This is a genomic window from Rhodospirillales bacterium, from assembly GCA_016699855.1.
Classification (GTDB): domain Bacteria; phylum Pseudomonadota; class Alphaproteobacteria; order Reyranellales; family Reyranellaceae.
In genome coordinates this window covers 1,498,280-1,520,859 of record CP064988.1, presented here as the reverse complement: position 1 = coordinate 1,520,859, position 22,580 = coordinate 1,498,280, and the positions used below count along the sequence as shown (strand labels likewise).

The window sequence follows — 22,580 nt, the reverse complement described above, 5'->3', positions numbered from 1 at the left end:
ATGTCGACGATGGCGTCGAGGATCTGCGTGCGCTTGCTGGTTCGCATAAGAACGTCCCTGTCAATGCGAGGGATAGGTCGAGGATTGCGAGCCGGGGCCGTACTTGCGAAGCAGCACGCCGGTGCTGATCGAGCCCGCTGCAAGCACGGCGGCGATCACATACATTACCGTTTGATAGCCGCGGTCGAAGGCCTGGCTCGCGGCCTCCAGCACGGGCTGGCCGCCAGCTCCAGCCTGTGCGGCAAGTTCGAGAGCCGCGCTCATGCTGTCGCGGGCCGCTTCGGGAGCGCCTGGCGGCAGCGCGATGCTGAACGTGTAGATCGCCGACAGCAGGCTGCCGAGGAAGGCAACGGCGAGCAGGCTGCCGAACTCATAGGAGACTTCCTCCATCGATGCGGCCATGCCGGCGCGATGGACAGGCGCGTTGCCGACGATCGCCGTCGAGGCGACCGACATCGCCGCACCGACGCCAGCCCCCGTCAAAGCCATGCCGGCGATTAGCCAGCCGAGACCGTGCGTCAGGCCCCAGGTCGCGAGCAGGACGGCAAGGGTAGCGGCCGCGAGCCCCCCTGAGATCAGGAAGCGAAGCCCGATCCGGTGCAGGAACGCCCCGCCCAGCAGCGCGGTTGGCAGCGAGCCCACCGCAGCCGCCGAGACGAGAAGGCCCGCCTCGAGCGGCGAGAAGCCGGCGACGAGCTGGAAGCGTTGCGTGGTGACAAGCTGGATGCCGCCGATCGCGAACATGGCGAAGGCGGCCGCCATCACGCCCGAGGTAAAGGCGGCGTTGCGGAAGATGGCGAAGTCGAGCAGCGGAAAGGCTAGCCGCGACTGGCGGCGGACGAACAGGGTGCTTGCCGCGACGGCGACGACCAGGGCTCCCGCCGGAACCAGCCAGGACTGGCCAGCATGCGCCGATTCCTTGATCGCGATCACGAGAGCCGACAGCGCGACAAGCGCCTGTAGCGAGGAGACGAGGTCCCACGGCTTTGAATGATCCTTCTCGCCCTTCGGCGCGACGATCAGGGTCGAGACGAAGGCGGCGATGACCACCGGGACGTTGATCAGGAACACCGATCCCCACCAGAAATGCTCCAACAGGAAGCCGCCGAGGATCGGTCCGAGCGCGGCGCCCACGACCGCCAACGATCCCCAGACCGCGATCGCGAAATTGCGCTCCCGTTCGACCGTGAAGGTGACCCGCACCAGGGCCAGCGTCGCCGGCATCATCGCTGCCGCGCCAACGGCCAGGAACGCCCGCGCCGCGATCAGGATATTGGCGGAAGGTGAAAACGCCGCGACGAGCGAGGCGATGCCGAACAGCACCAGGCCGATCAGGAACATCTGTCGGTGGCCGATGCGGTCGCCCAGCGTGCCGGTTCCAAGCAACAGCCCAGCCATCACCAGCGGATAGGCATTGATGATCCACAGCCCTTGTGTCGATGAGGCGTCCAGCTCGCGGGTGAGCGTCGGAAGCGCGGTGTAGAGCACGGAATTGTCGAGGGTGATCAGCAGCAGTCCCGCCGCCACCGTCACCAGCAACATCCACCTGTTCGAATGCGAGGCAGTCATACCGTTGCCTTCCTAATAGCTAGTCGAGTTTGCTGCTTGGGCAGCGACATGGGAGGTCTCGGTCAGGCCGCCACCGAGCGCGACATAGAGCGAGACGCCGTTTTGCAGTTCGGCGCTGCGCAGAGCGAGCAATTGCTGCTCGGCCGCGAACAGGTTCCGCTCGGCGTCGGCCACCTCGAGATAGATGGCAATGCCATTATCGTACCGTCGGCGCGCGGTCTGGGCGAGGTGACGCTGGACGACAACGGCACGGGTTTGGGCGTCGATCTGCTCGGCGTACCGCTGCCGCGCGATCAGTGCGTCGGCGACCTCGCGGAAAGCACCCTGCGCTACGCGCTGATAAGCCGCCACCAGCTCGTCGGCGCGAGCCCGGCTGAGCTTGAGCAGCGCGTCGCGCCGACCCCAATCGAAGATCGGGAGCAGGGCCGCAGACGACGCTTGATGCTGGCGCGATCCCGAATTTAGCAACTCGCCCAGCTGTGGCGATACGACCCCTGCCAACCCAGTCAGGGATATGGACGGCAGGAAAGCGGCACGCGCGGCGCCGATGTCGGCGTTGGCCCCGCGCAACTGCTGCTCGACCTGCAGAATGTCGGGCCGGTTGGCGAGGAGCGATGACGGCAGGCCCGGTTCGATGCTCGCGAACTGACCTTGGTCCGCCAAGGGCCGCGGTGACGGAAGAGTCTGATCAATGGGGCCGCCGACCAGCACCGTCAGCAGGTTCTCCGCCTGGGAGGTGGTGCGACGCAGCTCCGCGCGTTCGGCTTCAGCTTGGGTGACCAGCAGCACCGCCTGATCATGGTCGACTGTGGAGGTGACGCCCGCCTCCAGCCGGCGCCGCGCAATCCGCTCGCCCTCCTGGCGGCTCGCCAGAGTACGCTCAGCGAGCGCGATCTGCTCTTCGCCCGCACGTATCTGGAGATAGGTCGCTGCGACCTGGCCGACCAGCGAGAGGCGGAAAGCGCGCTCGGCCTCGACCGTCGCCAGATATTGATGCCGCTGCGCTTCGGACAGGTTGCGCACTCGGCCCCAGAAATCGAGCTCGAAGCTCGGTACCTGAACACCCAGATTATACTGCTCGAAGGTAATGGCGGCCGGACCGCCGGGCGACGGCGTACTGCCAAGAGCCGGCAAGTTGGCGGGCTGGCGCGTGCGTGAGGCGCCGGCCTGCAGGTTGAGCTGCGGTAGGCGCTCAGCATCTTGGATGCGGTATTGCGCCCGCGCCTGCGCCACTCGGGCGACCGACTGGGCGAGATCGCGATTGTTGGCGAGCGCCGCGGCGAGATAGGCCTGGAGCCTGGGATCGCCGAAGAACTCGCGCCAGCCGATCTCGTTCGCCGCGCGGGCTCCGGCCTGCACTTCGGGAAAGGCCGCGGAAACCGGTGCGATTGGTTGATGATAGCGCGGGGCGAGGTTGCAGGCGGACAAGGTCGCCGCGCTGGCGAGGATCACGAGCTTACGCATCGGCCGGAACTCCCCGCTTTTCGTCCGGACCGGAAATGGGTGGCGTCTGCACGGCATCCTCCCCGTGATCCTGGCGCGGCCGCGCGAGCCATTTGCGCGCGGCGAAGTAGAAGAGCGGCGTGAAGAAGATGCCGAACGCGGTGGCTGCGATCATGCCGCCCATCACCCCGGTGCCGACAGCATGCCGACTGGCCGCGCCCGCGCCGCCCGCGATCACCAACGGCACCATGCCGAGAATGAAGGCGAGGCTGGTCATCAGGATCGGACGCAGACGCTGTCGAGCCGCTTCCAGTGTCGCTTGAAGAGGCGTGCGATCCCCCACCTCGTCGTCGATCGCGAACTCCACGACGAGGATCGCATTCTTGGCGGCTAGGCCGATGATGGTGATGAGCCCGATGTTGAAATAGACGTCGGCCGACAGTCCGCGCAGCATGGTGAAGATCACCGCGCCCAGCACGCCGAACGGCACCACCAGCAGCACTGAGAAGGGGATCGCCCAGCTGTTGTAGAGCGCCACCAGGAGCAGGAAGACGACGACGAGCGACAGGCCAAGCAGCAGGCCGATCTGACCGCCCGCCTGCTTTTCCTCGAACGCCGTGCCGGTCCATTCATAGGCCTGGTGCGACTTGAGCACTCGGTCAGCAATAGCTTCCATTTCCTTCAGCGCGGTGCCCGATGACTGGCCGGGCGCGGCTTGGCCGGCGATCGTCAACGCGGGATAACCGTTGTAGCGCTGGAGTTGCGTCGGACCGTTCGTCCAGGTGACGCGAGTGAAGGCCGAGAATGGCGCCATCTGACCGTTGCGGCTCCGCACCCGCAGCTTCAGCACGTCCTCGGGCGTCATCCGCTGACTGGCGTCGGCCTGCAAATAGACCCGCTGCACGCTACCTTGGTTGGAGAAGTCGTTGGCATAGGCGGAGCCGAAGGCGATCGAGAGTGTGGCGTTGACGTCAGCGATCGAGAGCCCGAGTGCGCGCGCCTGGACCCGGTCGATGTCGACATAGAGCTGCGGCGAGGTACCCTGACCTTCCGGGCGCACCGCCATCAGTTTTGGGTTCTGCGCCGCCTCGCCCAGTATTTGGCCCATCGCCGCCTGCAGGCCGGCGGGATCGTTGCCGCTGCGGTCTTCGACCTTCATCGTGAAGCCGGTCGCATTGCCCAGACTGTCGATCGCGGGCGGATTCACGGCGAAGAGCGAGGCACCCGGGATGTCCCCGGCAGCGCCGAAGATCGCGCCGATCGTCGAGGCCGCCGAGCCCTGCGCGCCATGCCGCTCGGCATAGGGCTTGAGCATGCCCCAGGAAAGGGCCGCCGACTGACCCTGGCCCGAGAAGTTGAAGCCGACGACCGAGAAGATCGTCTGAGCCTGCGGCAGTTGATGGAACGCCTTTTCGGTCGCCGCGACCGCCGCCGAGGTGTGCTGCATGGTCGAGCCAGCGGGCGCATCGTAGCTGATGACGAAATAGCCCTGATCCTCGTCGGGCAGGAAACCGCCCGGCAGGCGTCCGAACAGCAGGATCGTCACGCCGAAGATGGCGACGAAAACCGCCAGCCAGCGTAGCGGGCGCGACAGCATCGCTCCGACGCCGCTGACATATTTGTCGGTCGAACGCGCGAACATGCGGTTGAACCAGCCAAAGAAGCGCTGCGGCCATCCGCGCCAGCCAGGCCTGGCCGGCGCGTCCTGATGCCCGCCCAGCGGATGCGGCTTGAGCAACGTCGCGCACAGCGCTGGAGTGAGCGTGAGCGCGAGCAATGCGGAGAAGAAGATCGAGACCGCGAGCGTTACCGAGAACTGGCGGTAAATACCGCCGGTGGAGCCGGGGAAGAACGCCATGGGGATGAACACGGCGATCAGCACCAGCGTGATGCCGATGATCGCGCCGCGAATCTGGCCCATCGCCTTGATCGTGGCGGCGGCGGGAGAAAGGCCTTCTTCGGCCATCAGTCGTTCAACGTTCTCGACCACGACGATTGCGTCATCGACCAGGATGCCGATCGACACCACCATCGCAAACAACGTCAGCTGGTTGTACGAGAAACCGAACAGCCACAGACCGAGACTGCCGCCGAGCAGCGCCACGGGCACCACGACCGCGGGAATGAGCGTCGCGCGCCAGTTCTGCAGGAACAGGAACATGACGAGGAACACCAGCGCCATGGCCTCGACCAGCGTCTGGATGACATTGTCGATCGAGGCCTGGATGAATGGGGTGGTGTCATAGGGCACCGACCAGGTGATGTCCTCGGGGAAGGTAGCTTCCAGCGCGCGCAGTTTGGCCGCGACAGCGTTCTTGGTGGCGATGGCGTTAGCGCCCGACGACAGCTGGATCGCCAGCCCGGCCACTTCCTTGCCGTCGAGGGTCGATTTGAAGGCATAGCTGTCGGCGCCCACCTCGACGCGGGCGACGTCGCTCAGACGCACCGCGGAGCCATCGGGGTTGGAACGCACGATGATGTTGCGGAACTGCTCGGGCGTCGTGAAGCGGTTCTGGGTGACGATACGCGCGTTGAAAGCCGCGCCATTGGCGAGCGGCTGTTCAGCCAATCCTCCGCCGGCGGTCTGGCTGTTCTGCTCCTGCACGGCGGCGAGCGCTTCGGTCGAAGACAAGCCGTAACCCGCTAGCTTTTCCGGATCGAGCCAGATGCGCATCGCCTTTTCCGACGAGAACATGTTGACGTTGCCGACACCAGGGACCCGACGCAGCTCATTGACGATCTTGGTGCCGGCGAAATTGCCCAGTTCGAGCGGCGAGGTCTTGCCGGTCTTCGATTTGATCGCGACCACCTGCAAGAAACCCGAGGCGTTGTCCTGGATACTGATGCCGAGGCGGCGGACCTCCTCGGGCAGGCGCGGTTCGGCCCGGTTGAGACGATCCTGAATCTGGGTGCGCGCCACATCGAGATTGGTGCCCGATTGAAACGTGACGACGACTTCGCCGGTGCCGTTGGCCCGGCTGACCGAGGACATGTAGAGGAACCGCTTCACACCATTGAGCTCGCGCTCCAGTACGGCGGTGACGTTCTTGTCCATGGTCTCGGCGTCAGCGCCGTTATAGGTGTAGCTCAGCGTCAGCGACGGAGGTGCCACCGCGGGATATTGCTCGATCGGCAGGTTGACGAGCGCCATCGAGCCGAACAGCGTGATGAAGAGAGCGATCACCCACGCGACGGCGGGTTTCTGAACGAACAGCTTGTCCATGGGTTAGCGGCCGCCCTGCGGCTTTGTCGTGGCTCGGGCATCGCCCTTCACCCGCACCGGCTGGCCAGGCTGGACCTTCTGCCATCCGGCGATGATCACCCGCTCGCCGGGCTTGAGGCCGGATAGGACGATCCAGTTGCCGCCGGACTGGTTGCCAAGCTGCACGGTGCGCGACGCTACGGTCATGTCACGGCCGACCACTGAGACGACGGCGGTGTTCTGTCCCATCTGCACCGCCTGGGCTGGGATCATGATGCCCTGTGGAAGCGTGCCGAGGGAGATCCGGCCGCGGACGAACTGCCCGGGTAGCAGAAGGCGTGCGTCATTCGGGAAGACCGCGCGCAGCGTCTGGCTGCCAGTGGAGGGATCGACCGTCTGCGCGGCGAAATCGAGCCGTCCGGTCGGGCCGTACTCGCGTCCGTTGGCGAGGATCAGCTTTACCTCTATCTGGGAAAGTGCGGGCACATCGACCGTGCCCGTGCGTTGCGCGTCTAGTAAGTCGAGCACTGCCGCGCTCGATTGGGTAAACACCGCGTAGACCGGCGAGAGTTGATCGACGGTCGTCATCAGCGTCGCCGACCCCGCGCTGACGAGCGCACCTTCCGTAACCTGAGCGCTACCGACACGACCGGCGATCGGCGCTCGGACGAGAGTATAGCCAAGCTGAAGCTGCGTGCGGGCGAGCGTCGCGCGGGCATCATCGACGCTCGCCTCCGCCTGTCGCAGATTGGCCTGCGCCTGATCGTACTCCATCGCGCTGACCGACTTGTCGGACACCAGCGGACCAAAGCGGCTGACGATCTGCCGGGCATTGAGCCTCGCCGCCTCCGCTCGACGCAGCGCCGCCCGCGCCTGATCCGACTGGGCCGTCATATCACGCGGATCAATCCGAAAGAGGGGATCCCCTGCGGCGACGTCGGTGCCTTCCTGATAGAGGCGGCGCTCGACGATCCCATCGACGCGCGCGCGGACCTCGGCCAAGCGCACCGCCTGGATACGGCCGGGCAGTTCGACAATGTTCGGCACCGCCTGCGATTGGACCGTGATCACCTCGACAAGCGGCGGCGGGTTAGCGCCCTGCGCGCCTCCACCTCGCGCGCCGCCACCCGCATCTCCGCAACCGGCAAGGATCAGCGACGCGACTAGAGGCACGCCGAAACGGCCAAGAGAAGGAAACAGGGTCACAAGGCATAACTCCATCGGCCGAAGCCGGAAACTGAGAGAATCAAGCACCGAGCATTGTCAGCGCGAGCATCGCTGCGCGGGCGCGGGCAAAGTTGATTGGCGACGTGGGATCAGGAGAAATCGAGATCAGCCAGACGCCATCGGCCGCTAAGCGCACCACTTCACAGAGCGCGTTGTCATCGGTTGCGGCATGCTGTTCGAGGCGCTGCGCCAGCCACGTGGACCATTCGCCCAGCAGCTCGGGATCGGCGATCGTCGAAACTGACAGGGCGGCCGAAGGGTTGTCGTCGCCGAGCGCCTGATCGGTAAACACCGCTTCCAAATAGGCGCGGGTGAAGCGTCCATGGGCGACCGGATCTTGCGCCATGCGCGCATCGATCGCCGCGTCGAAATGCGCCAGCAGGTCGGCGAACATGGCGTGAATCAAGGCGCTCTTGTTCGGGAAGTGATGGAACAGCCCACCCTTGGTGACGCCCGCCGCGCGTGCCACCGCTTCCACGGTGACGGCAGCGAGACCCTGCTCGGCGGCGAGATGCGCCGCCTTGTTCAGCAGCGCGCGCCGGACGCCCTGGGGATCCTTCTTGCGCTCATAGGCGTTCGGTCCGGTCACGCGACCATCCTCCAGGCGAGGTTCGCCACACCGGGACGCGTTAATGTCGAATCATAGCTCATGAAATTTCCAAGCGGGGTCAGGGAATCATACCGACCGGGCGGTATCTTCGAACGGGCGTCAAGTCAACAAGTTGAGCGAGGTGCAGCACGGGTGAACTAACTAGGAGTTGCTTGCCGCGCGGAGAACCGCCAGGCTTTTCAAAGGAGTGGAATGTCTAACTACATCCGGATTCACTTTGTGAGACCTCGGGCTTGCTAGGATTCTGCGGAGGGGAAAGCCTTCTCCAATTCGCCCCGCCCGGCAGCAACCTCCCAAAGCTGGCCTGCGAGATCGTCTGGATCGACGAGCGGCATTTCGAAGCCATCCGGCGCGTCGTCTGCGCCCGCTAAGACGGATTGATAATAAGCGCTTTCCTTGATGACGGCGGCGATAGTCACCATGCCCACGCGAACACCATCTCCGAGCACTTCTCCATGAAGTGAATAGAGGTAGTTTCGCGCCGCCGCCTGGGCTGGTGCCGGCCCGCTCATAAAGGGCTCGCCAACGACAGCCGAGGCCCCGAAGCCCGCCAGGATAGCTCCCTCGCCGCGCTGTCGCATCTGCGGCAGAACCGCGTTCATGATGGCGACGAGGCCATGAAACATGAGTTCGGTTCGTTCGCGGGTCATCTCGACGGTCATCTCGACGGCAGGCAAAAATGCCTCCGTTCCAGAGGGGGCATAATAGACAGCATCGATCCGCCCCAGCCGGTCCTGAATGTTCATGGCTACGGCCTTGGCGTTATCCGTGTGCCCCAGGTCCGCTGAGAATGCCACCGCAGGGATGCCGCTCTGCCCGAGTTCTTCTGCGAGCGCTGTCAACGGTTTGAGCCGGCGACCCACTAGCGCGACTTGATAGCCTTCGTTGCCGAAGCGCCTGGCGACCGAGGCCCCTAGGCCGGGGCCGGCTCCAAAAATGACGACTACTTTTCGCATGACCATCGTGCCTTTCGCATCGTTCGTTCAATGTGCAGCGCGCCCTCCGGCGAGCCACACGGCCAAAGGCTTGAACCTGAGGGTTGATGCCGGTAAGAGCGGCTCGACTAGAAACATACCTTGTGATATCTTTCATGTCGAGTGAAATCCGGCGCGGACGGCTTTCTCCGCGCATCCTCATCGACCGAGCCCTTCATCGCCAATCCGGCCCAACCCGAGAAGGCAGATTCACTTTGAGTATGAGTACGAACAGACTGCCCGCCTTGTTGGCGATGATGGTCGGCGGATTTGCCATCGGTGCCACCGAGTATCCGAGCGTCGACGTGCTGCCGCAGATTGTCGATGACTTTAGTGTCGACCTGCTGCGGGCGGGGTTGGTCGTCAGCGGCTCTGCGCTCGGAGTCAGCTTCGGATCCACGGACGCCCTCGTGACCCTCCTCATCGTCCTGGCGCTGCTCGCGACGATCACGGCTGCAGTTTGCCTGCTCACGCTCCGCCCAGATGCACGAACGGACGCGAAGTGAATAAGCCCGAGATCGCTTCGCACTTCCCAAGAGGGATCGCGCCAGAGCTGAGGAAGAAAGTCGCTGCATTCCTAGCCGGGGCGGTGGCATGAGGCATGCTCTTCGGCAACTTCATTACCTCACCGTCGCCGCCCAGGTCGGCAGCTTCAGGCGCGCCGCGGAAATGTGCGATGTCGACCAGTCGAGTATCAGTCGTGCCCTCAAGCAACTCGAGGATCATCTCGGCGTGACACTGTTCGAGCGGACACGCTGCGGCGTGCGGCTGACACCGGCGGGAGAGCGGTTCCTGGCGGAGGTCGCGCCAGCGCTTGAGCAACTTGAGTCGGCAAGACGTTCCGCCCGTGCGACGCGCCGTGCTGAAACAGGCCTGGTACGCATCGGCATCCTGACCTCGCTGGCTGGCGGATTCCTGCGCCAACTGGTCCAAGCCTATACGGAGCGGCACCCGCGGGTCAGAATCGATCTGCGCGACGGCGGCCGGCGCGAGCACCTAGCGGCGGTCCGGGCCCAGCGACTGGATGTTGCCATCATCACAGGGTCGGATCCCGTTCCCGGATGCGAGACACGCGAGTTGTGGCGCGAGCGCGTCCATGTCGCGCTGTGGGCCGGCCATCCGCTTGCGGGAAGGCCCAAGCTCGACTGGCCCGATATCAAGGCGGAGCACTTCATCGTCAGCCGGGGCGAGCCTGGCCCGGAGGTGCATGACTATATCGTTCGTCGGTCGGCTGACTACAGCACCTATCCTGACGTCGAAGACAAGGCGGCACTGCAAGACACGCTGATGAACCTCGTCAGCCTTGGCCAGGGCATCACTCTGGTCTCCGCAGCGTGGAACGCGGTCAAGGTCCCTGGTCTGGTGCTGCGGCCGCTGACCGCTCGAGCCGACATCGTGCCGTTCAGCGTCGTCTGGTTAGGGGCGAACGACAATCCGGCCTTCCTGAGCTTCCTGCAGACCGCGCAGCTGCTGGCAAGCAGCGGATGCAGATCGCTACGAGGTAGCGCTGATACGAGAACTGAACCCGCATCTATGCCTCTCGTGGGGGCGTCTTCAGCTGGTTCTGGTCCCTGCGAGCCTTGGCGAACCCTCGATCCGTCGCGATAAATCGTTCGAGCATAGGGACGATGAGCTTTACGGGATCGCCAATGGCCTGCTGCTGTTCGCGGGCAAGAAGCTCGGCGTAAGCCTTCAAATTGCTGTGGAGCGAGGCCGGTAGCTCGACGGTCACTTTGACCGGCTTGTCGTCGACGATGGGGCCAAGTTTCAGTTTGGTCACGTTCAGCCTCCGTAGGGTTCGAGGATCATGTCGCGCGTGACGATGACCCTGACTGGGAAGCCCGGACGGATTGTCAGCGTCGGGGGGATGTTGAGTTGTCGGCGGACGATCTCCTGTCCCGCCTGATTGAAGGTGTCCTGACCGCCGTCGCGGATGGCGCGGAGCAGCCGGTCCTCATCATCGACCGCCAGCTCCGAACCGATGCTGAGCAGCGTTGAGAGCCCCGCCGCCTTGGCGAGCTCCCACCAGTGATAATCGACGCCGTCCTGGAGGCCGGCATAGCCCTCGGCGTCGGCGCCGGGCTGACGCTCCAGTACGATCGACCGTCCGCTCGGGAAGATCAGCCGGTTCCAGGCGAGCAGCACGCGGTTTTGTCCGAACTGGACGTTGTTATCGTACTGGCCAATGACGCGCGTGCCTTGGGGCACGAGGAGGATGCGACCCGTCGGGCTGTCGTAGATGTTTTCGGTGACCTGTGCGGTGATCTGGCCAGGAAGATCGGAGCGGATACCGGTAATCAGCGCGGCCGGGATGATGGCGCCAGCCTGCAGGATGTTGGGCGAAGCCGGAGCGGAGACGCGATCGGGCGCAACGGTGCGGCGGTCAGCGGCTGCGTTGAGAAAGGCGTTCTGGCGATCCTGGGCCGTAGGCGTCGCCGGCGGCGGCGCCAGACCGAGACCGGTGAGATCCGGGATGGGCGGGACCGCAGCAGCGGCCGGCGGCGTGGGCGCCGGATTGGCAGTGCGGGTCTCGGTGCCGGCGAACAAGCGCGCCGTGCGTGCGGATTCAAGCTCCTGAATGCGCCGTTGCTCTTCCGGACTGAGGCCGGGGTTGGGCGGGGCTACGCCGGGCGTCGGTACGGGCTGGCCGCGGTTCTGGGCTCCGAGAATTGGGCGTCCGAGGTCGCCCGGAAGCGGCGGGCCTAGCTGAGGTACGCCGCTATAGTCGCGTGGCAGGCCCGCGATGCCATCGGCCGTCGAGCGGTTATCGGTCGAGTAGAGTTCCTCGTTCGGCCGACCGCCGTCGCGGGTCTGAAGGGCATAGATTAGCGCCCCGCCAATCCCGACGCTCGCGACCAGGCCGAGACCGGCCAGCACCTTTCGCGACAGTCGGGTGACGCGCGGCGGTTCGGCGCGCAGCCGCATCGGCGCGGGACCGACGGGCGCGCTGATCAACGGCCGTGCCTCCTCGTCCGGACCTTCCTCTTTCCGGGGATCCGTCTCGCTCACGACGCTGGCCTCCCATCGGTACGCACGATGCGGACGCGCTTCTGGCGATCGCCAGAGCCATACCGCAACTCGGCGGCGGCGAAGAGCCTATCGACGATCATGTGATGGCCGCGAACCCGGTAGTTCACCAGTTCCGAGGTGTTACCCTCGGGACCGACCACGAACAGCGGCGGCATCTCTCCCTGGCCGATGCCGCGCGGGAATTCGATGAAGACCTGGCGGCCGTCGTCGAAGGCGCGCAGTGGCCGCCACGGCGCGCGGTCGCCATCGATCGCGTAGCGGAAGTTGACATTGGCGAGATCGACGCCGGATGCGACCGGCTGCGCGGCTTCGGCCTGTTGGTTCTGGCGACGCAGCGCGATGAGCTGATCCTGCGGATATTGCCAGGAGACCGAGGCCATGTAGGTCCGCTCGGTAGAGCGAAGCTCCATATGGTAGGTGCGCAAGTTGGTGTTGATGACGAGATTGGTCATCAGGTCGGGCCGAGTGGGTTTGACGAGGATATGGACCTGCAAGGTGGGCCCGGCGCCGCTCTGCGTGTCGCCGATGATCCAGCGCACCGTGTCGCCAGCGGCGACCGGGCCCGAACCGACGAGCTGCTCGCCCGGCTGCAACGCGATGTCGGTGATCTGCCCGACGGCGGTGTAAACCTGATAGAGCGCGCCTTGCGTGAATGGGTAGACCTGCATTGAGTTGATGAAGCCGTTGCGCATCGGCTGCATGCGCGCAGCGGCGTTGGCCTGGTTGACCCGGGCGGTCGGATCGGTCGGCTCCGGTGTGGTTCGAGAGGGTTCGACGCGCTGCATCTGTCCAGGCAACGGAAGCGGTCGCGGGATCTCGACGACGGTGACGGGCGCCGGCGGATCGACGGTCTGCACGGCCGGAGCAGCGGCGTCGTAGGAAATTTCCGGAGGCGGAGTGCTGGTGGCGCAGCCGGCAAGTGCGGAGGTGGCCAGCAGGAGGGTCGGCAATGCGCCTCGGCGCAGAGCCGGAAATACGAGAATGTGTGAAGCCGGGTTTCCGGCTTTACGGAAATACGGCTTCATTGCCCAAGCTCCCGTGACCAGTTGATGGCGTTGACGTAGATGCCGAGCGGGTTCGCTCTGAGCCGATCGGCGTTCCGCGGGACCTGCACGACGATCGTCAGGATCGCGGTCCAGCGTTCGGTCGTGGCGAGCTGGCCGTTCTCGTAGCGGCGCTCGACCCAGGCCACGCGGAAGCTGTCGGGGGACGCGCGGATAACGCTGGAGACCTCGACGGCGATCTGCTGGCGGCCGACCTTGGTGAACGGGTCGTTGGCCCGCGCATAATCGTTGAGCGCTGCCGCGCCGCGATCAGTCGTGAAGTCGTAGGCGCGCAGCCAGTTCTGCCGCACGATGATGGCGTCGGCCGGGATCGAGCGGACCTGCTCGATGAATCGTGCCAGGTGGAAGGCGATTTGGGGGTCGGTCGGGCGATAGTCGGCAACAGCCGGCGCCACTGCCTGCGCCTGGCCGAGCCGGTCGACCTGCACCACCCAGGGCACGATCGTGCCGCGCGCCGATTGCCAGACCAGCGCGGCGGCGAAGCCGGCGGAGAGGATCAGCGAACCGAAGGCCATCAGCCGCCAGTTCTTCGCCTGGACCCGTGACGAGCCAATCCGTTCGTCCCAGACCTGGGCGGCGCGCTGATAGGGGGTCTCAGGTTCGGGGGCTTTGCCATAGTGGGTGGAGGGTCGTTTGAACATCAGCGGTCGCTTTCGGAGAGATTGACGGAAGAGCCGCCGCCATGGGCATCACCGGAGCGCACGGCGTGGGCTGTCGCCTGGACGGCGTGGGTCATGCGTTGGGAGCGGCGCATGCGCTGCGCCCATGCGGGCGGTCTGCCGGTTGCCGGTGCGGCCGAGCCGCTGCCGTCGCCCGCTGCGTCGCCACCGACCGATCCCATCGTCGAGGAGCCGCCAGTGGCTTCGAACGCAGCCTTGCCGCCGGCGTTGAAGCTGGAGCGCATGCTCTCGGCGGCGCGTGAGGCGGCGCGGCGGAGCGGTGAGACAGCGCCGCTGCCTCCGGCCCGAGCAACACCGCCGAGACCTGACGCGACGCCACTAGCGCCTGACTGGCCGGCTGCGCCGAGGCTATAGGCCGTGGATGCGCCGCCCGCCATCGCCGCGCCGCCCCGGGCCGCGGCTGCCGCGCCTCCGGCAAGCGCCGCGCCACCGGAGGCAACCGCGCCGACCGCGCCGGCTCCGGCGGCGATCATGCCGCCGGCGGCGAGGCCTGTACCCACCGCCGCGCCGGCGCTGAGCTGCGGGCCGCCAGAGACGATGCCGCTGGCGATGCCCGGACCGAAGATGCCGAGGCCGAGGAGCGACAGCGCGGCGAGCACGATGGCCATGGCTTCGTCGATGGATGGGGTCGCGCCGCCAAAGCCAGCGGTGAATTCGGAGAACAGCGTCGAGCCGATGCCGATGATAACGGCCAGCACCAACACCTTGATGCCTGAGGAGATGACGTTGCCGAGCACCCGTTCTGCCATGAACGCGGACTTGCCGAACAGGCCGAACGGAATGAGGACGAAGCCGGCGAGCGTGGTGAGCTTGAATTCGATCAGGGTGACGAAGAGCTGGATGGCGAGGATGAAGAAGGCGAGCAACACCAGCGCCCAGGCCAGGAACATGCAGGCGATCTGGATGAAGTTCTCGAAGAACGACCAGTAGCCCATCAGGCCAGAGATCGACTCCAGGAGCGGCCGTCCGGCGTCGAGGCCGGTCTGCGCCACCTTGCCGGGCCGCAGCAGATCGGCTGTCGTGAAGCCCGTGCCGCTGGCCTTGAGGCCCAGGCCGGCGAAGCTCTCGAAGACGATGCGCGCGAGGTTGTTCCAGTTGCCGATGATGTAGGCGAACACGCCGACGAAGAGGGTCTTCTTCACCAGGCGCGCCAGGATGTCGTCGTCCGCGCCCCAGGACCAGAACAACGCCGCGAGCGTCACATCGATCACGATCAGGGTCGTGGCGATGAACGCGACTTCGCCGCTCAGCAGGCCAAAGCCGGAATCGATGTAGCGGGTGAAGACTTCGAGGAAGTGGTCGATGACGCCGGTATTGCCCATGACGTTACCGAGTCTCGACCGGCGGCGACACCGGCGCCGGAGGGGTCGGCATGGCCGGGTCCGCTGGCGGATGGGGAGCCGGCGCCGCTTCCGGCAGCCGCTCTGCCGGTCGAGCGCCCGGCGCGAGGAAGCGGTGGCGGTTTTCCGACCAGGCGCGCAGGCAGGCCGCGTCGCGGGGCCCGGCTTCGCCGAGAGCCTGGCAGCGGAACAACTCGTCGCGCAAGGGGTCGGACGGGGCCGTGTTCGATCGTGACGAAGCCCAGCTCTCCGCCGGCTCCTCATCCCGACTTAACTCGATCGCCGTCGCGGTGACGGCCACCGCGACGAACACCACCGCGCCAAGTCGGGCGAGCATCTTGCCGTCCATTGCCACGCCCTCAGTTGCCGCTGTTGGGGAACATACGGGCGTTGCCCGCCTGGTAGCCGGAACCCGGCGTGAGGAAGCGGCGGCGCTGCTCACGGCCCTGCTCGGCGGCCGCTGCGCGCTCCGCCTCCGAGAGCGCCTGTGCGCGACCGTTGGCGGCGACGACAGCGGTGAGATCGGCGAGTTGTTGCGCCTGAAGCGCAAGGAGCTGGTTGCCGGCCTGCGTCGCCTGCAGCGCGCCCGTCGCTCCCTGGCTGCGGCCGATCAAAGAGGACATCTCAGACCGGTTGGTGTCGATGTTGCCGACGACACCGGCCTGCACGCGCATGGCGTCCTGCAGCCCGCCGACGGTGTTCTGCCAGCGCTCTCGCGCCTGCGCCACGAGCGCCTGATCGGATGCGGAAATCGAGGCGCTGCCGTAGGTGGTCTGGAACGCCTGATCGATGTTTTGGACATCGTAGGCGATGCGCTGCGCCTGCTGCAGCAGCTGCTGGGTGCGTTGCACGGACTGCTGGAGTTGTTGGATCGAGGAGTACGGCAGGCTCGCGAGATTACGAGCTTGGTTGATGAGCATTGTCGCCTCGTTCTGAAGCGAACTGATCTGGTTGTTGATCTGCTCCAGCGATCTGGCCGCCTGAAGCACGTTCTGCACGTAGTTCGTGGGATCCTTCACGATCAACTGCGCCGCCGCTGGTGGCGCCCAGAAGATTGGTGACAATGCGGTGGAAGCGGTGAGCAGCGCGGCGGCAAGGCGCACGCCGCGCGAACGGCGCGGGTTCATGAGGACGTCTCCATGTTGTTGAGGTTGGGGATGAGATCGGCGGCCCAGCCGAGGCCGCGCTGGCGCAGCCGGGCCGCCAGGAAGTCCTCGCGCCCGTGCGCTGCGATCGTCTGCGCGATCGCAGCCTGATCGGTCTTTGAGGACGTTGCGCAGAGGGCGAGCGCCACATCCGACAGGCCGAGCTCAAACAAGCGATTGCCGCTGCGCGACTGGCAGTAATAGTCGCGCTTGGGAATCGCCCGGGCGAGAATCTCGATCTGGCGGTCGTTCAACCCGAAGCGGCGATAGATCGCGGTGATCTGCGGCTCGATCGCGCGTTCGTTCGGCAGCAGGATACGGGTCTGGCAGCTCTCGATAATGGCGGGCGCGATCGCCGAGCCATCGATGTCAGAGAGCGACTGGGTGGCGAAGATGACGCTGGCGTTCTTCTTGCGTAGCGTCTTCAGCCATTCGCGAAGCTGACCCGCGAAGCCCTCGTCATCAAGGGCGAGCCAGCCTTCATCGACGATCAGCAGCGTCGGCCGCCCGTCGAGGCGGTCCTCGATGCGATGGAAGAGATAGGCCAGGACCGCGGCGGCGGCGCCCGTTCCGATGAGACCCTCGGTCTCGAATGCCTGCACTGAGGCTTCGCCCAAATGTTCGGCTTCGGCGTCGAGCAGGCGCCCGTAGGGACCGCCAACGCAGTAGGGCCGAAGCGCCTGCTTGAGATCGTTGGACTGCAGCAGGACCGACAGTCCCGTCAGTGTGCGCTCGCCGATCGGTGCGGAGGCGAGCGACGAAAGCGCCGACCAGAGATGCTCCTTCACCTCGGGCGTGATCGCCACACTCTCGTGTCCCAGCATGGCGGTGAGCCAGTCAGCCGCCCAGGCGCGTTCCGCGACATCGTCGATCCGGGCAAGCGGCTGAAGCGACACGCTGTCATCGGCGCCTTCGGTGAGTCCGCCGCCGAGGTCGTGCCAATCGCCGCGCATGGCGAGCGCCACAGCCCGGATCGACCCACCGAAATCGAAGGCGAAGACCTGAGACCGCTCGTAGCGCCGAAACTGCAGCGCCATAAGCGCCAGCAGCACGGACTTGCCGGCGCCGGTCGGTCCGACGATCAGCGTGTGACCGACGTCGCCGACGTGGATGGAAAGCCGGAACGGGGTCGAGCCTTCGGTCTTGCCGAACAGCAGTGGGGGTGCTGCGAAGTGCTCGTCCCGTTCCGGTCCCGCCCATACCGCCGACAGCGGGATCATGTGGGCGAGATTGAGCGTGTTGATGGGCGGCTGCCGGACATTGGCATAGGCGTGGCCGGGCAGGCTGCCGAGCCAGGCGTCGACGGCGTTGATGGTCTCGGGCATGGCGGTGAAGTCGCGGCCCTGGATGACCTTCTCGACGAGGCGCAGCTTCTCTGCGGCGATGCGCGGATCCTCGTCCCAGACGGTGATCGTCGCGGTGACATAGGCTTGGCCAGCATAGTCGGCGCCGAGCTCCTGCAACGCCATGTCTGCGTCGGCCGCCTTGTTCGCGGCGTCGGTGTCAAGCAGCGCCGAAGCCTCGTTGGTCATGACCTCCTTCAGGATGGCCGCGATCGACTTGCGCTTGGCGAACCATTGCCGCCGGATCTTGGTCAGCAGCCTGGTGGCGTCGGTCTTGTCGAGGAGAACGGCCCTGGTCGACCAGCGATAGGGAAAGGCGAGCCGATTCAACTCGTCGAGGATCCCGGGCGTGGTCGCGGTCGGAAATCCAACGATCGAAAGGATGCGGAGATGCGTGTCGCCAAGGCGCGGCTCGAGCCCGCCGGTGAGCGGCTGATCGGCCAGCAGTGCATCGAGATAGATCGGCGTCTCGGGCACGCGAACGCGGTGGCGTTTCGTCGAGACCGTCGAATGCAGGAAGGTCAGCGTCTCGGCGTCATCGAGCCAGGCGCATTCCGGCATGAAGGCGTCGATCAGCTGGAGGATGCGATCGGTGCGATCGACAAAGCCGCGCAGGACTTCGTGGGCGTCGACGCCGGTGTGGTCGCGGCCCTCATAGAGCCAGGTCTCGGCGCGGGCGGCATCTTCGGCTGGGGGCAGATAGAGGAAGGTCAGGAAGTAGCTCGACTCGAAATGCGCGCCGGCTTCCTCGAAATCCGCCTTGCGTTCGGCGTCGACCAGCGCGGAGGCGCTGTCGGCGAACATGCTGGCGGGATAGGTGGCGGCGCCGTGCCGCTGCGCCTCGACGAAGATCGCCCAGCCGGAGCCGAGGCGGCGGAAGGCATTGTTGAGCCGCCCGGCGACGGCGATCAGCTCGGCCGGCACGGCGCTGTCGAGATCGGGGCCGCGAAATCGGGCGGTGCGTTGCAGGCTCCCGTCCTTGTTGAGGACAACGCCTTCGCCCACCAGCGCGACCCAGGGAAGGAAGTCGGCGAGCCGGGCGTTGCGGTTGCGATATTCGGCAAGGTTCATCACGGCGGCACACCCCTCAAACCGACAGATGGCCGGGGATGCGCAGATGCCTGCGCACGACGTCGACGAACTGCGGATCGCGTTTGGCGGCCCAGACGGCGGCGAAGTGACCGATCGCCCAGAGGCCAATTCCAACGAGCCAGAGGCGAAGGCCCAGCCCGAGCGCCGCCGCCAGCGTCCCATTTAGGATGGCGATCGAGCGAGGCGCACCGCCGAGCAGGATGTGCTCGGTCAGCGCGCGATGGACGGGGACCGAAAAGCCCGGCACTTCGCTCGCCGTCTCGGCCGACGTCGTCATCAGACTAGCGCTCCGCCGCCGAACGAGAAGAAGGACAGGAAGAAGCTGGAAGCGGCGAAGGCGATCGACAGGCCGAAGACAATCTGGATCAGGCGCCTGAAGCCGCCCGAGGTGTCGCCGAAGGCGAGCGTGAGGCCAGTCACGATGATGATGATCACCGCAACGATCTTGGCGACGGGTCCCTCGATGGATTGAAGGATCGATTGCAGCGGCGCTTCCCACGGCATCGATGAACCCGACGCGTGGGCGGCGGGAGCGAGCGCCAGGGTGAGGAAGGTGACGGAGGCGGCCGTCGCGATATGACGGCGAATACGCATGGCATGCTGGATCATGACGGATCTCCTGTGAGGTGCTGGCTGGCGGGCAGGACGCGGTAGTCGCCGTCGGGGCCGAGCCCTTCGACGCGAGCGAGTTCGGCGAGCCGGCGCGAGGCGCCGCGGCCTGAGAGCACGGCGACCAGATCGATCGTCTCGGCGATCAGGGCGCGGGGAACCGTGACGACAGCTTCCTGGATGAGCTGCTCGAGGCGGCGGAGCGCGCCGATGGCGGTGCCCGCATGGATGGTGCCGATGCCGCCGGGGTGGCCGGTGCCCCAGGCCTTGAGCAGATCGAGCGCTTCAGCGCCGCGCACCTCGCCGATCGGGATGCGATCAGGGCGCAGGCGCAGCGAGGATCGGACGAGATCGGACAGCGTGACGACGCCGTCCTTCGTCCGCATCGCGACGAGGTTCGGGGCGGCGCATTGGAGCTCGCGCGTGTCCTCGATCAGCACCACACGATCGGAGGTTTTTGAAACCTCGGCGAGCAGTGCGTTGGTGAGCGTGGTCTTTCCAGTCGAGGTGCCGCCGGCGACTAGGATATTGCGGCGCTCGACGACGGCGACCCGCAGCGTCTCCGCCTGGTTGGCGGTCATCACGCCGGTCCATACATAGTCGTCGAGCGTGAACACGGCGACGGCGGGCTTTCGGATCGCGAAGGCCGGAGCTGCGACGACCGGCGGAAGCAGCCCCTCGAACCGCTCGCCCGTTTCCGGCAACTCGGCAGAGACGCGGGGGCTGGCCGGATGAACTTCGGCGCCGACATGGTGCGCGACGAGGCGAACGATGCGTTCGCCGTCGGCCGGCGACAGCCGTTCGCCCGTGTCGGAGAGTCCCTCGGACAGGCGGTCGACCCAGAGCCGCCCATCGGGGTTGAGCATCACCTCGACGATCGCGGGATCTTCCAGAAATTGGGCGATCGCCGGCCCAAGGGCCGTGCGCAGCATGCGTGCGCCGCGAAGGATTGCCTCCGATTTCTGGTGAGTTGCCGCCACGTCGTCCCCGTTCTCGTGCGGGCCCGCGAAAAGCGGCCCTGGATCGGGGATGAGTAGAAGAGGCAGAATTCAGGGCATTACAACAACCGAAATGTGGTCGTCGTACTGTAGCGTACAAAGACAGGGAAACGGCGGGAACGCCAGAATACTAGGACGATTGTATTGGCGCTAACCGCACGAGATGTCGTTGATCATTCTCGTTTGCTGATCGTACGAAACATTCATCCGCTTCCAACCCAGGTCGGACGTTACCATGCATGTCGAACAAGTCAGGCGCCACGTCGCATCGGCTGGCTTTTCCGGAAGCGCGTCGACGCTCTGACCCACGAAGCGTTGGAATTCCGACGCACGGCACTGGTCGCCGTAATAATATTTGCGCGAGCCATCCGGGGACTCCGCGATCCAGATACCGGGCTGACGCGGATGATTTCGGATTATCGATTTTTCAGGCGCCCAGTACGTGAATGGCGGCTGCGGATCGGCGGCCATGACGACATTCGGTGTGGCAAGCGGAGAAACCGCAACCGGAGTCACCTCTGCTGGCCTGCAGCTGAGCAGGGCCGGTACGAACGCGACTGTCATGACCAGGATGCGAAGCGCAGATGGGGCAGGCATAGTTAACCTCAAATGCCGGTACACCTTGCCGCAGGTCTACAACGCGGCATCAACAAGATCGTCCGTCGTGCTGTTACGACATCTGAACTGATGCCTCACCTGCTTGCTTGCAGGCGCGAGTATGAACTAAAGTCGCCGCATCGACCGAGTGGCAACTAGGGTTCCGGACGGTACATCCGTCGCTGGACCGAGCGTTGCAGAAACCGTGGGAGTTCCACGGCTGCACCCGAGGGGCAAAATCCCAGAGGCGGAGAAGTCGAGATCAACCAGCGCCGGTTGGCGCGTTAGGAGGTCTCGATGGCGTTCGCCTCGCTGCTGCTTGTTGTCCTTGCATCCCTCATTCACGCAAGTTGGAATCTGCTCGCCAAACGGGCCGCATCGGTCGGCCCGATCTTCGTTTTTGCCTACAATCTGATCGCCTGCATCGCCTATGCGCCGTGGGTGTTCTACCTGCTCATACAAGGCGACGGCATTGACTGGTCATGGATCGGCATCGTCTTCCTGCTGCTCAGCGGCCTCATTCATCTGGCCTATAGCCTCTGCCTGCAACGCGGTTATCAGGTTGCTGACCTGTCGGTAGTCTATCCAGTTGCCCGAGGCACCGGCCCCATGCTCTCGACGCTCGGCGCATTCCTGATCCTTGGAGAACGGCCGTCCGAGCAAGGGCTAGCAGGGTTGCTCCTTGTTGTTGTCGGGATCGGCCTTATCGCCACCCAGGGCGATCTATCCGCCTTCCGGCGTCCGGGCGGGCAATCGGGCGTGCGTTGGGGCACCGCAACGGGCGGCCTGATCGCATCCTACACGGTGCTTTGACGCCTACGCCGTCAAAGCACTTGGAATCGCGCCGGTCGTGCTGGACTGGTTCTCGAATCTGCTGCGGTTCTTCCTTCTGGCGCCGCTCGTGATCGCCAACCCCCGTCGCGCCATCGATGCCATGCGCGGCTACTGGTGGATTGCGGTCGGCGTGGGACTGCTCTCTCCTCTGTCCTACATTCTCGTACTGGCGGCACTGACGTCGGGCGCACCGCTCAGCCTGGTCGCCCCCATGCGCGAAATGTCGATGATGGTCGGCGCGATCATGGGCATGGTGATCCTGCGCGAGAAAGTCGGGCCGTGGCGGTTCGCGGGCTGCGGGGTACTGGTCGCCGGCGTGATTCTCCTGTCGGGAGGTTGAGCGAGATGCACACGTTCCGCGGCTCTATCCAGTGCCCAGCCAGCGACCCCTAATCGTCGCGCATAGGCCCGATGTCCTCCGAAATTTCCTGCCGGAGCTTCGGCCCGCTCGCGAGCCGACGGCCCAAAGCTGCGATGCACGCCTCGTACCGCTCGCCGGCCTTGGCGCGAGCGGCCTGAGCGGCGGGCTCAGGCAAGGCCGGCGTCGTGGTGAGCCAGAACCGGACGAAGATCGCCAGCGTTTCGACCGAGATACCGACATCGCGCTCCACGCGGGTCATGCGCCGGTCGAGCTGGTCGAGCCGCTTGGTGATCACCGCCTCCTGGCGCTCGGCCGCGTCGGGTGAAAGTAAGGACGCGATACCGGCCTCGGCGACGAGCGACAGAGAGTGGCCGCGCCGAGCGGCGTACGCTGAGAGGGCCTTCATGACGTCGGGCTCGAGATAGACGGAGAGCCGCTGCTTCTTCGGCGATTTCGTCATCG

Annotated in this window: 20 protein-coding genes and 2 pseudogenes; 3 read left to right on the top strand and 19 right to left on the bottom strand. The window is 65.6% G+C overall.

Annotation, left to right across the window (positions count from 1 at the left end; all coding sequences use genetic code 11):
* Nucleotides 1-60: 60 nt before the first annotated feature.
* The 6 genes from IPK81_07130 to IPK81_07105 all read right to left on the bottom strand — a co-directional run bounded on the left by IPK81_07130 (nucleotide 61) and on the right by IPK81_07105 (nucleotide 9,007).
* Nucleotides 61-1,569: an MFS transporter gene (locus tag IPK81_07130; protein ID QQS13961.1), complete on the bottom strand. Its 1,509-nt coding sequence runs from the start codon at nucleotides 1,567-1,569 to the stop codon at nucleotides 61-63.
* A gap of 12 nt (nucleotides 1,570-1,581) precedes the next feature.
* A complete protein-coding gene (locus tag IPK81_07125; protein QQS13960.1) occupies nucleotides 1,582-3,033 on the bottom strand; it encodes an efflux transporter outer membrane subunit in 1,452 nt (483 codons plus the stop codon).
* Nucleotides 3,026-6,235, bottom strand: a complete 3,210-nt coding sequence (locus tag IPK81_07120; GenBank protein ID QQS13959.1) for a multidrug efflux RND transporter permease subunit — start codon at nucleotides 6,233-6,235, stop codon at nucleotides 3,026-3,028. Before IPK81_07120 ends, IPK81_07125 begins: the two co-directional genes overlap by 8 nt.
* A 3-nt stretch (nucleotides 6,236-6,238) precedes the next feature.
* Nucleotides 6,239-7,435: an efflux RND transporter periplasmic adaptor subunit gene (locus IPK81_07115; GenBank protein QQS14990.1), complete on the bottom strand. Its 1,197-nt coding sequence runs from the start codon at nucleotides 7,433-7,435 to the stop codon at nucleotides 6,239-6,241.
* A gap of 25 nt (nucleotides 7,436-7,460) precedes the next feature.
* A complete protein-coding gene (locus tag IPK81_07110; GenBank protein QQS13958.1) occupies nucleotides 7,461-8,030 on the bottom strand; it encodes a TetR family transcriptional regulator in 570 nt (189 codons plus the stop codon).
* A gap of 257 nt (nucleotides 8,031-8,287) precedes the next feature.
* The gene (locus IPK81_07105; protein ID QQS14989.1) at nucleotides 8,288-9,007 is read right to left on the bottom strand and encodes an SDR family NAD(P)-dependent oxidoreductase; all 720 of its coding nucleotides are present in this window, start codon (nucleotides 9,005-9,007) and stop codon (nucleotides 8,288-8,290) included.
* 275 nt (nucleotides 9,008-9,282) lie between these two features.
* On the opposite strand from IPK81_07105, the pseudogene IPK81_07100 reads away from it, so the two are divergent.
* A pseudogene (locus tag IPK81_07100) lies at nucleotides 9,283-9,423 on the top strand (MFS transporter).
* Between the two features lie 196 nt (nucleotides 9,424-9,619).
* Nucleotides 9,620-10,633, top strand: a complete 1,014-nt coding sequence (locus IPK81_07095; GenBank protein QQS13957.1) for a LysR family transcriptional regulator — start codon at nucleotides 9,620-9,622, stop codon at nucleotides 10,631-10,633.
* Here the strand turns inward: IPK81_07095 and IPK81_07090 are convergent.
* The 12 genes from IPK81_07090 to IPK81_07035 form a co-directional block, all read right to left on the bottom strand.
* Complete coding sequence (locus IPK81_07090; GenBank protein QQS13956.1) at nucleotides 10,557-10,805, bottom strand: DUF2274 domain-containing protein; 249 nt, start codon at nucleotides 10,803-10,805, stop codon at nucleotides 10,557-10,559. The two genes, IPK81_07095 and IPK81_07090, sit on opposite strands and share 77 nt — an antisense overlap.
* A gap of 2 nt (nucleotides 10,806-10,807) precedes the next feature.
* Nucleotides 10,808-12,034, bottom strand: a complete 1,227-nt coding sequence (locus IPK81_07085) for a TrbI/VirB10 family protein (GenBank protein ID QQS13955.1) — start codon at nucleotides 12,032-12,034, stop codon at nucleotides 10,808-10,810.
* Nucleotides 12,031-13,080, bottom strand: coding sequence for a P-type conjugative transfer protein TrbG (trbG, locus tag IPK81_07080; GenBank protein ID QQS13954.1), 1,050 nt, complete (start codon nucleotides 13,078-13,080; stop codon nucleotides 12,031-12,033). Before trbG ends, IPK81_07085 begins: the two co-directional genes overlap by 4 nt.
* Nucleotides 13,077-13,760 carry a conjugal transfer protein TrbF gene (locus tag IPK81_07075; protein QQS13953.1) on the bottom strand — a complete coding sequence of 228 codons (684 nt, stop codon included), beginning with the start codon at nucleotides 13,758-13,760 and terminating at the stop codon, nucleotides 13,077-13,079. The genes trbG and IPK81_07075 overlap by 4 nt, the downstream gene beginning before the upstream one ends.
* On the bottom strand, nucleotides 13,760-15,121 hold the full coding sequence (trbL, locus tag IPK81_07070; GenBank protein ID QQS13952.1) for a P-type conjugative transfer protein TrbL: 1,362 nt from the start codon (nucleotides 15,119-15,121) through the stop codon (nucleotides 13,760-13,762). The genes IPK81_07075 and trbL overlap by 1 nt, the downstream gene beginning before the upstream one ends.
* A 4-nt stretch (nucleotides 15,122-15,125) precedes the next feature.
* Complete coding sequence (gene trbK-alt, locus IPK81_07065) at nucleotides 15,126-15,488, bottom strand: putative entry exclusion protein TrbK-alt (GenBank protein ID QQS13951.1); 363 nt, start codon at nucleotides 15,486-15,488, stop codon at nucleotides 15,126-15,128.
* A gap of 10 nt (nucleotides 15,489-15,498) precedes the next feature.
* Nucleotides 15,499-16,266, bottom strand: coding sequence for a P-type conjugative transfer protein TrbJ (gene trbJ / locus IPK81_07060; GenBank protein QQS13950.1), 768 nt, complete (start codon nucleotides 16,264-16,266; stop codon nucleotides 15,499-15,501).
* Nucleotides 16,263-18,701: a conjugal transfer protein TrbE gene (locus IPK81_07055; GenBank protein QQS13949.1), complete on the bottom strand. Its 2,439-nt coding sequence runs from the start codon at nucleotides 18,699-18,701 to the stop codon at nucleotides 16,263-16,265. Before IPK81_07055 ends, trbJ begins: the two co-directional genes overlap by 4 nt.
* A 13-nt stretch (nucleotides 18,702-18,714) precedes the next feature.
* Nucleotides 18,715-18,996: a VirB3 family type IV secretion system protein gene (locus IPK81_07050; protein QQS13948.1), complete on the bottom strand. Its 282-nt coding sequence runs from the start codon at nucleotides 18,994-18,996 to the stop codon at nucleotides 18,715-18,717.
* Complete coding sequence (locus tag IPK81_07045; GenBank protein QQS13947.1) at nucleotides 18,996-19,328, bottom strand: TrbC/VIRB2 family protein; 333 nt, start codon at nucleotides 19,326-19,328, stop codon at nucleotides 18,996-18,998. Before IPK81_07045 ends, IPK81_07050 begins: the two co-directional genes overlap by 1 nt.
* Nucleotides 19,325-20,308 (bottom strand): P-type conjugative transfer ATPase TrbB, encoded by a 984-nt coding sequence (trbB, locus tag IPK81_07040; GenBank protein QQS13946.1) that lies wholly within the window; start codon nucleotides 20,306-20,308, stop codon nucleotides 19,325-19,327. Before trbB ends, IPK81_07045 begins: the two co-directional genes overlap by 4 nt.
* A gap of 168 nt (nucleotides 20,309-20,476) precedes the next feature.
* Nucleotides 20,477-20,923, bottom strand: coding sequence for a hypothetical protein (locus IPK81_07035; protein ID QQS14988.1), 447 nt, complete (start codon nucleotides 20,921-20,923; stop codon nucleotides 20,477-20,479).
* A gap of 297 nt (nucleotides 20,924-21,220) precedes the next feature.
* On the opposite strand from IPK81_07035, the pseudogene IPK81_07030 reads away from it, so the two are divergent.
* Nucleotides 21,221-22,097: pseudogene (locus tag IPK81_07030) on the top strand (EamA family transporter).
* A gap of 49 nt (nucleotides 22,098-22,146) precedes the next feature.
* Here IPK81_07030 and IPK81_07025 read toward each other — a convergent pair.
* On the bottom strand, nucleotides 22,147-22,578 hold the full coding sequence (locus IPK81_07025) for a CopG family transcriptional regulator (GenBank protein QQS13945.1): 432 nt from the start codon (nucleotides 22,576-22,578) through the stop codon (nucleotides 22,147-22,149).
* Nucleotides 22,579-22,580 lie beyond the last annotated feature (2 nt).

Excerpts from the sequence above, each read along its gene's own strand:
- IPK81_07130 (QQS13961.1), bottom strand. The coding sequence starts at position 1,569 with ATGACTGCCTCGCATTCGAACAGGTGGATGTTGCTGGTGACGGTGGCG.
- IPK81_07125 (QQS13960.1), bottom strand. The coding sequence starts at position 3,033 with ATGCGTAAGCTCGTGATCCTCGCCAGCGCGGCGACCTTGTCCGCCTGC.
- IPK81_07120 (QQS13959.1), bottom strand. The coding sequence starts at position 6,235 with ATGGACAAGCTGTTCGTTCAGAAACCCGCCGTCGCGTGGGTGATCGCT.
- IPK81_07115 (QQS14990.1), bottom strand. The coding sequence starts at position 7,435 with ATGGAGTTATGCCTTGTGACCCTGTTTCCTTCTCTTGGCCGTTTCGGC.
- IPK81_07105 (QQS14989.1), bottom strand. The coding sequence starts at position 9,007 with ATGCGAAAAGTAGTCGTCATTTTTGGAGCCGGCCCCGGCCTAGGGGCC.
- IPK81_07095 (QQS13957.1), top strand. The coding sequence starts at position 9,620 with ATGAGGCATGCTCTTCGGCAACTTCATTACCTCACCGTCGCCGCCCAG.
- trbG (QQS13954.1), bottom strand. The coding sequence starts at position 13,080 with ATGAAGCCGTATTTCCGTAAAGCCGGAAACCCGGCTTCACACATTCTC.
- IPK81_07075 (QQS13953.1), bottom strand. The coding sequence starts at position 13,760 with ATGTTCAAACGACCCTCCACCCACTATGGCAAAGCCCCCGAACCTGAG.
- trbL (QQS13952.1), bottom strand. The coding sequence starts at position 15,121 with ATGGGCAATACCGGCGTCATCGACCACTTCCTCGAAGTCTTCACCCGC.
- trbK-alt (QQS13951.1), bottom strand. The coding sequence starts at position 15,488 with ATGGACGGCAAGATGCTCGCCCGACTTGGCGCGGTGGTGTTCGTCGCG.
- trbJ (QQS13950.1), bottom strand. The coding sequence starts at position 16,266 with ATGAACCCGCGCCGTTCGCGCGGCGTGCGCCTTGCCGCCGCGCTGCTC.
- IPK81_07050 (QQS13948.1), bottom strand. The coding sequence starts at position 18,996 with ATGACGACGTCGGCCGAGACGGCGAGCGAAGTGCCGGGCTTTTCGGTC.
- IPK81_07045 (QQS13947.1), bottom strand. The coding sequence starts at position 19,328 with ATGATCCAGCATGCCATGCGTATTCGCCGTCATATCGCGACGGCCGCC.
- IPK81_07035 (QQS14988.1), bottom strand. The coding sequence starts at position 20,923 with ATGCCTGCCCCATCTGCGCTTCGCATCCTGGTCATGACAGTCGCGTTC.
- IPK81_07025 (QQS13945.1), bottom strand. The coding sequence starts at position 22,578 with ATGACGAAATCGCCGAAGAAGCAGCGGCTCTCCGTCTATCTCGAGCCC.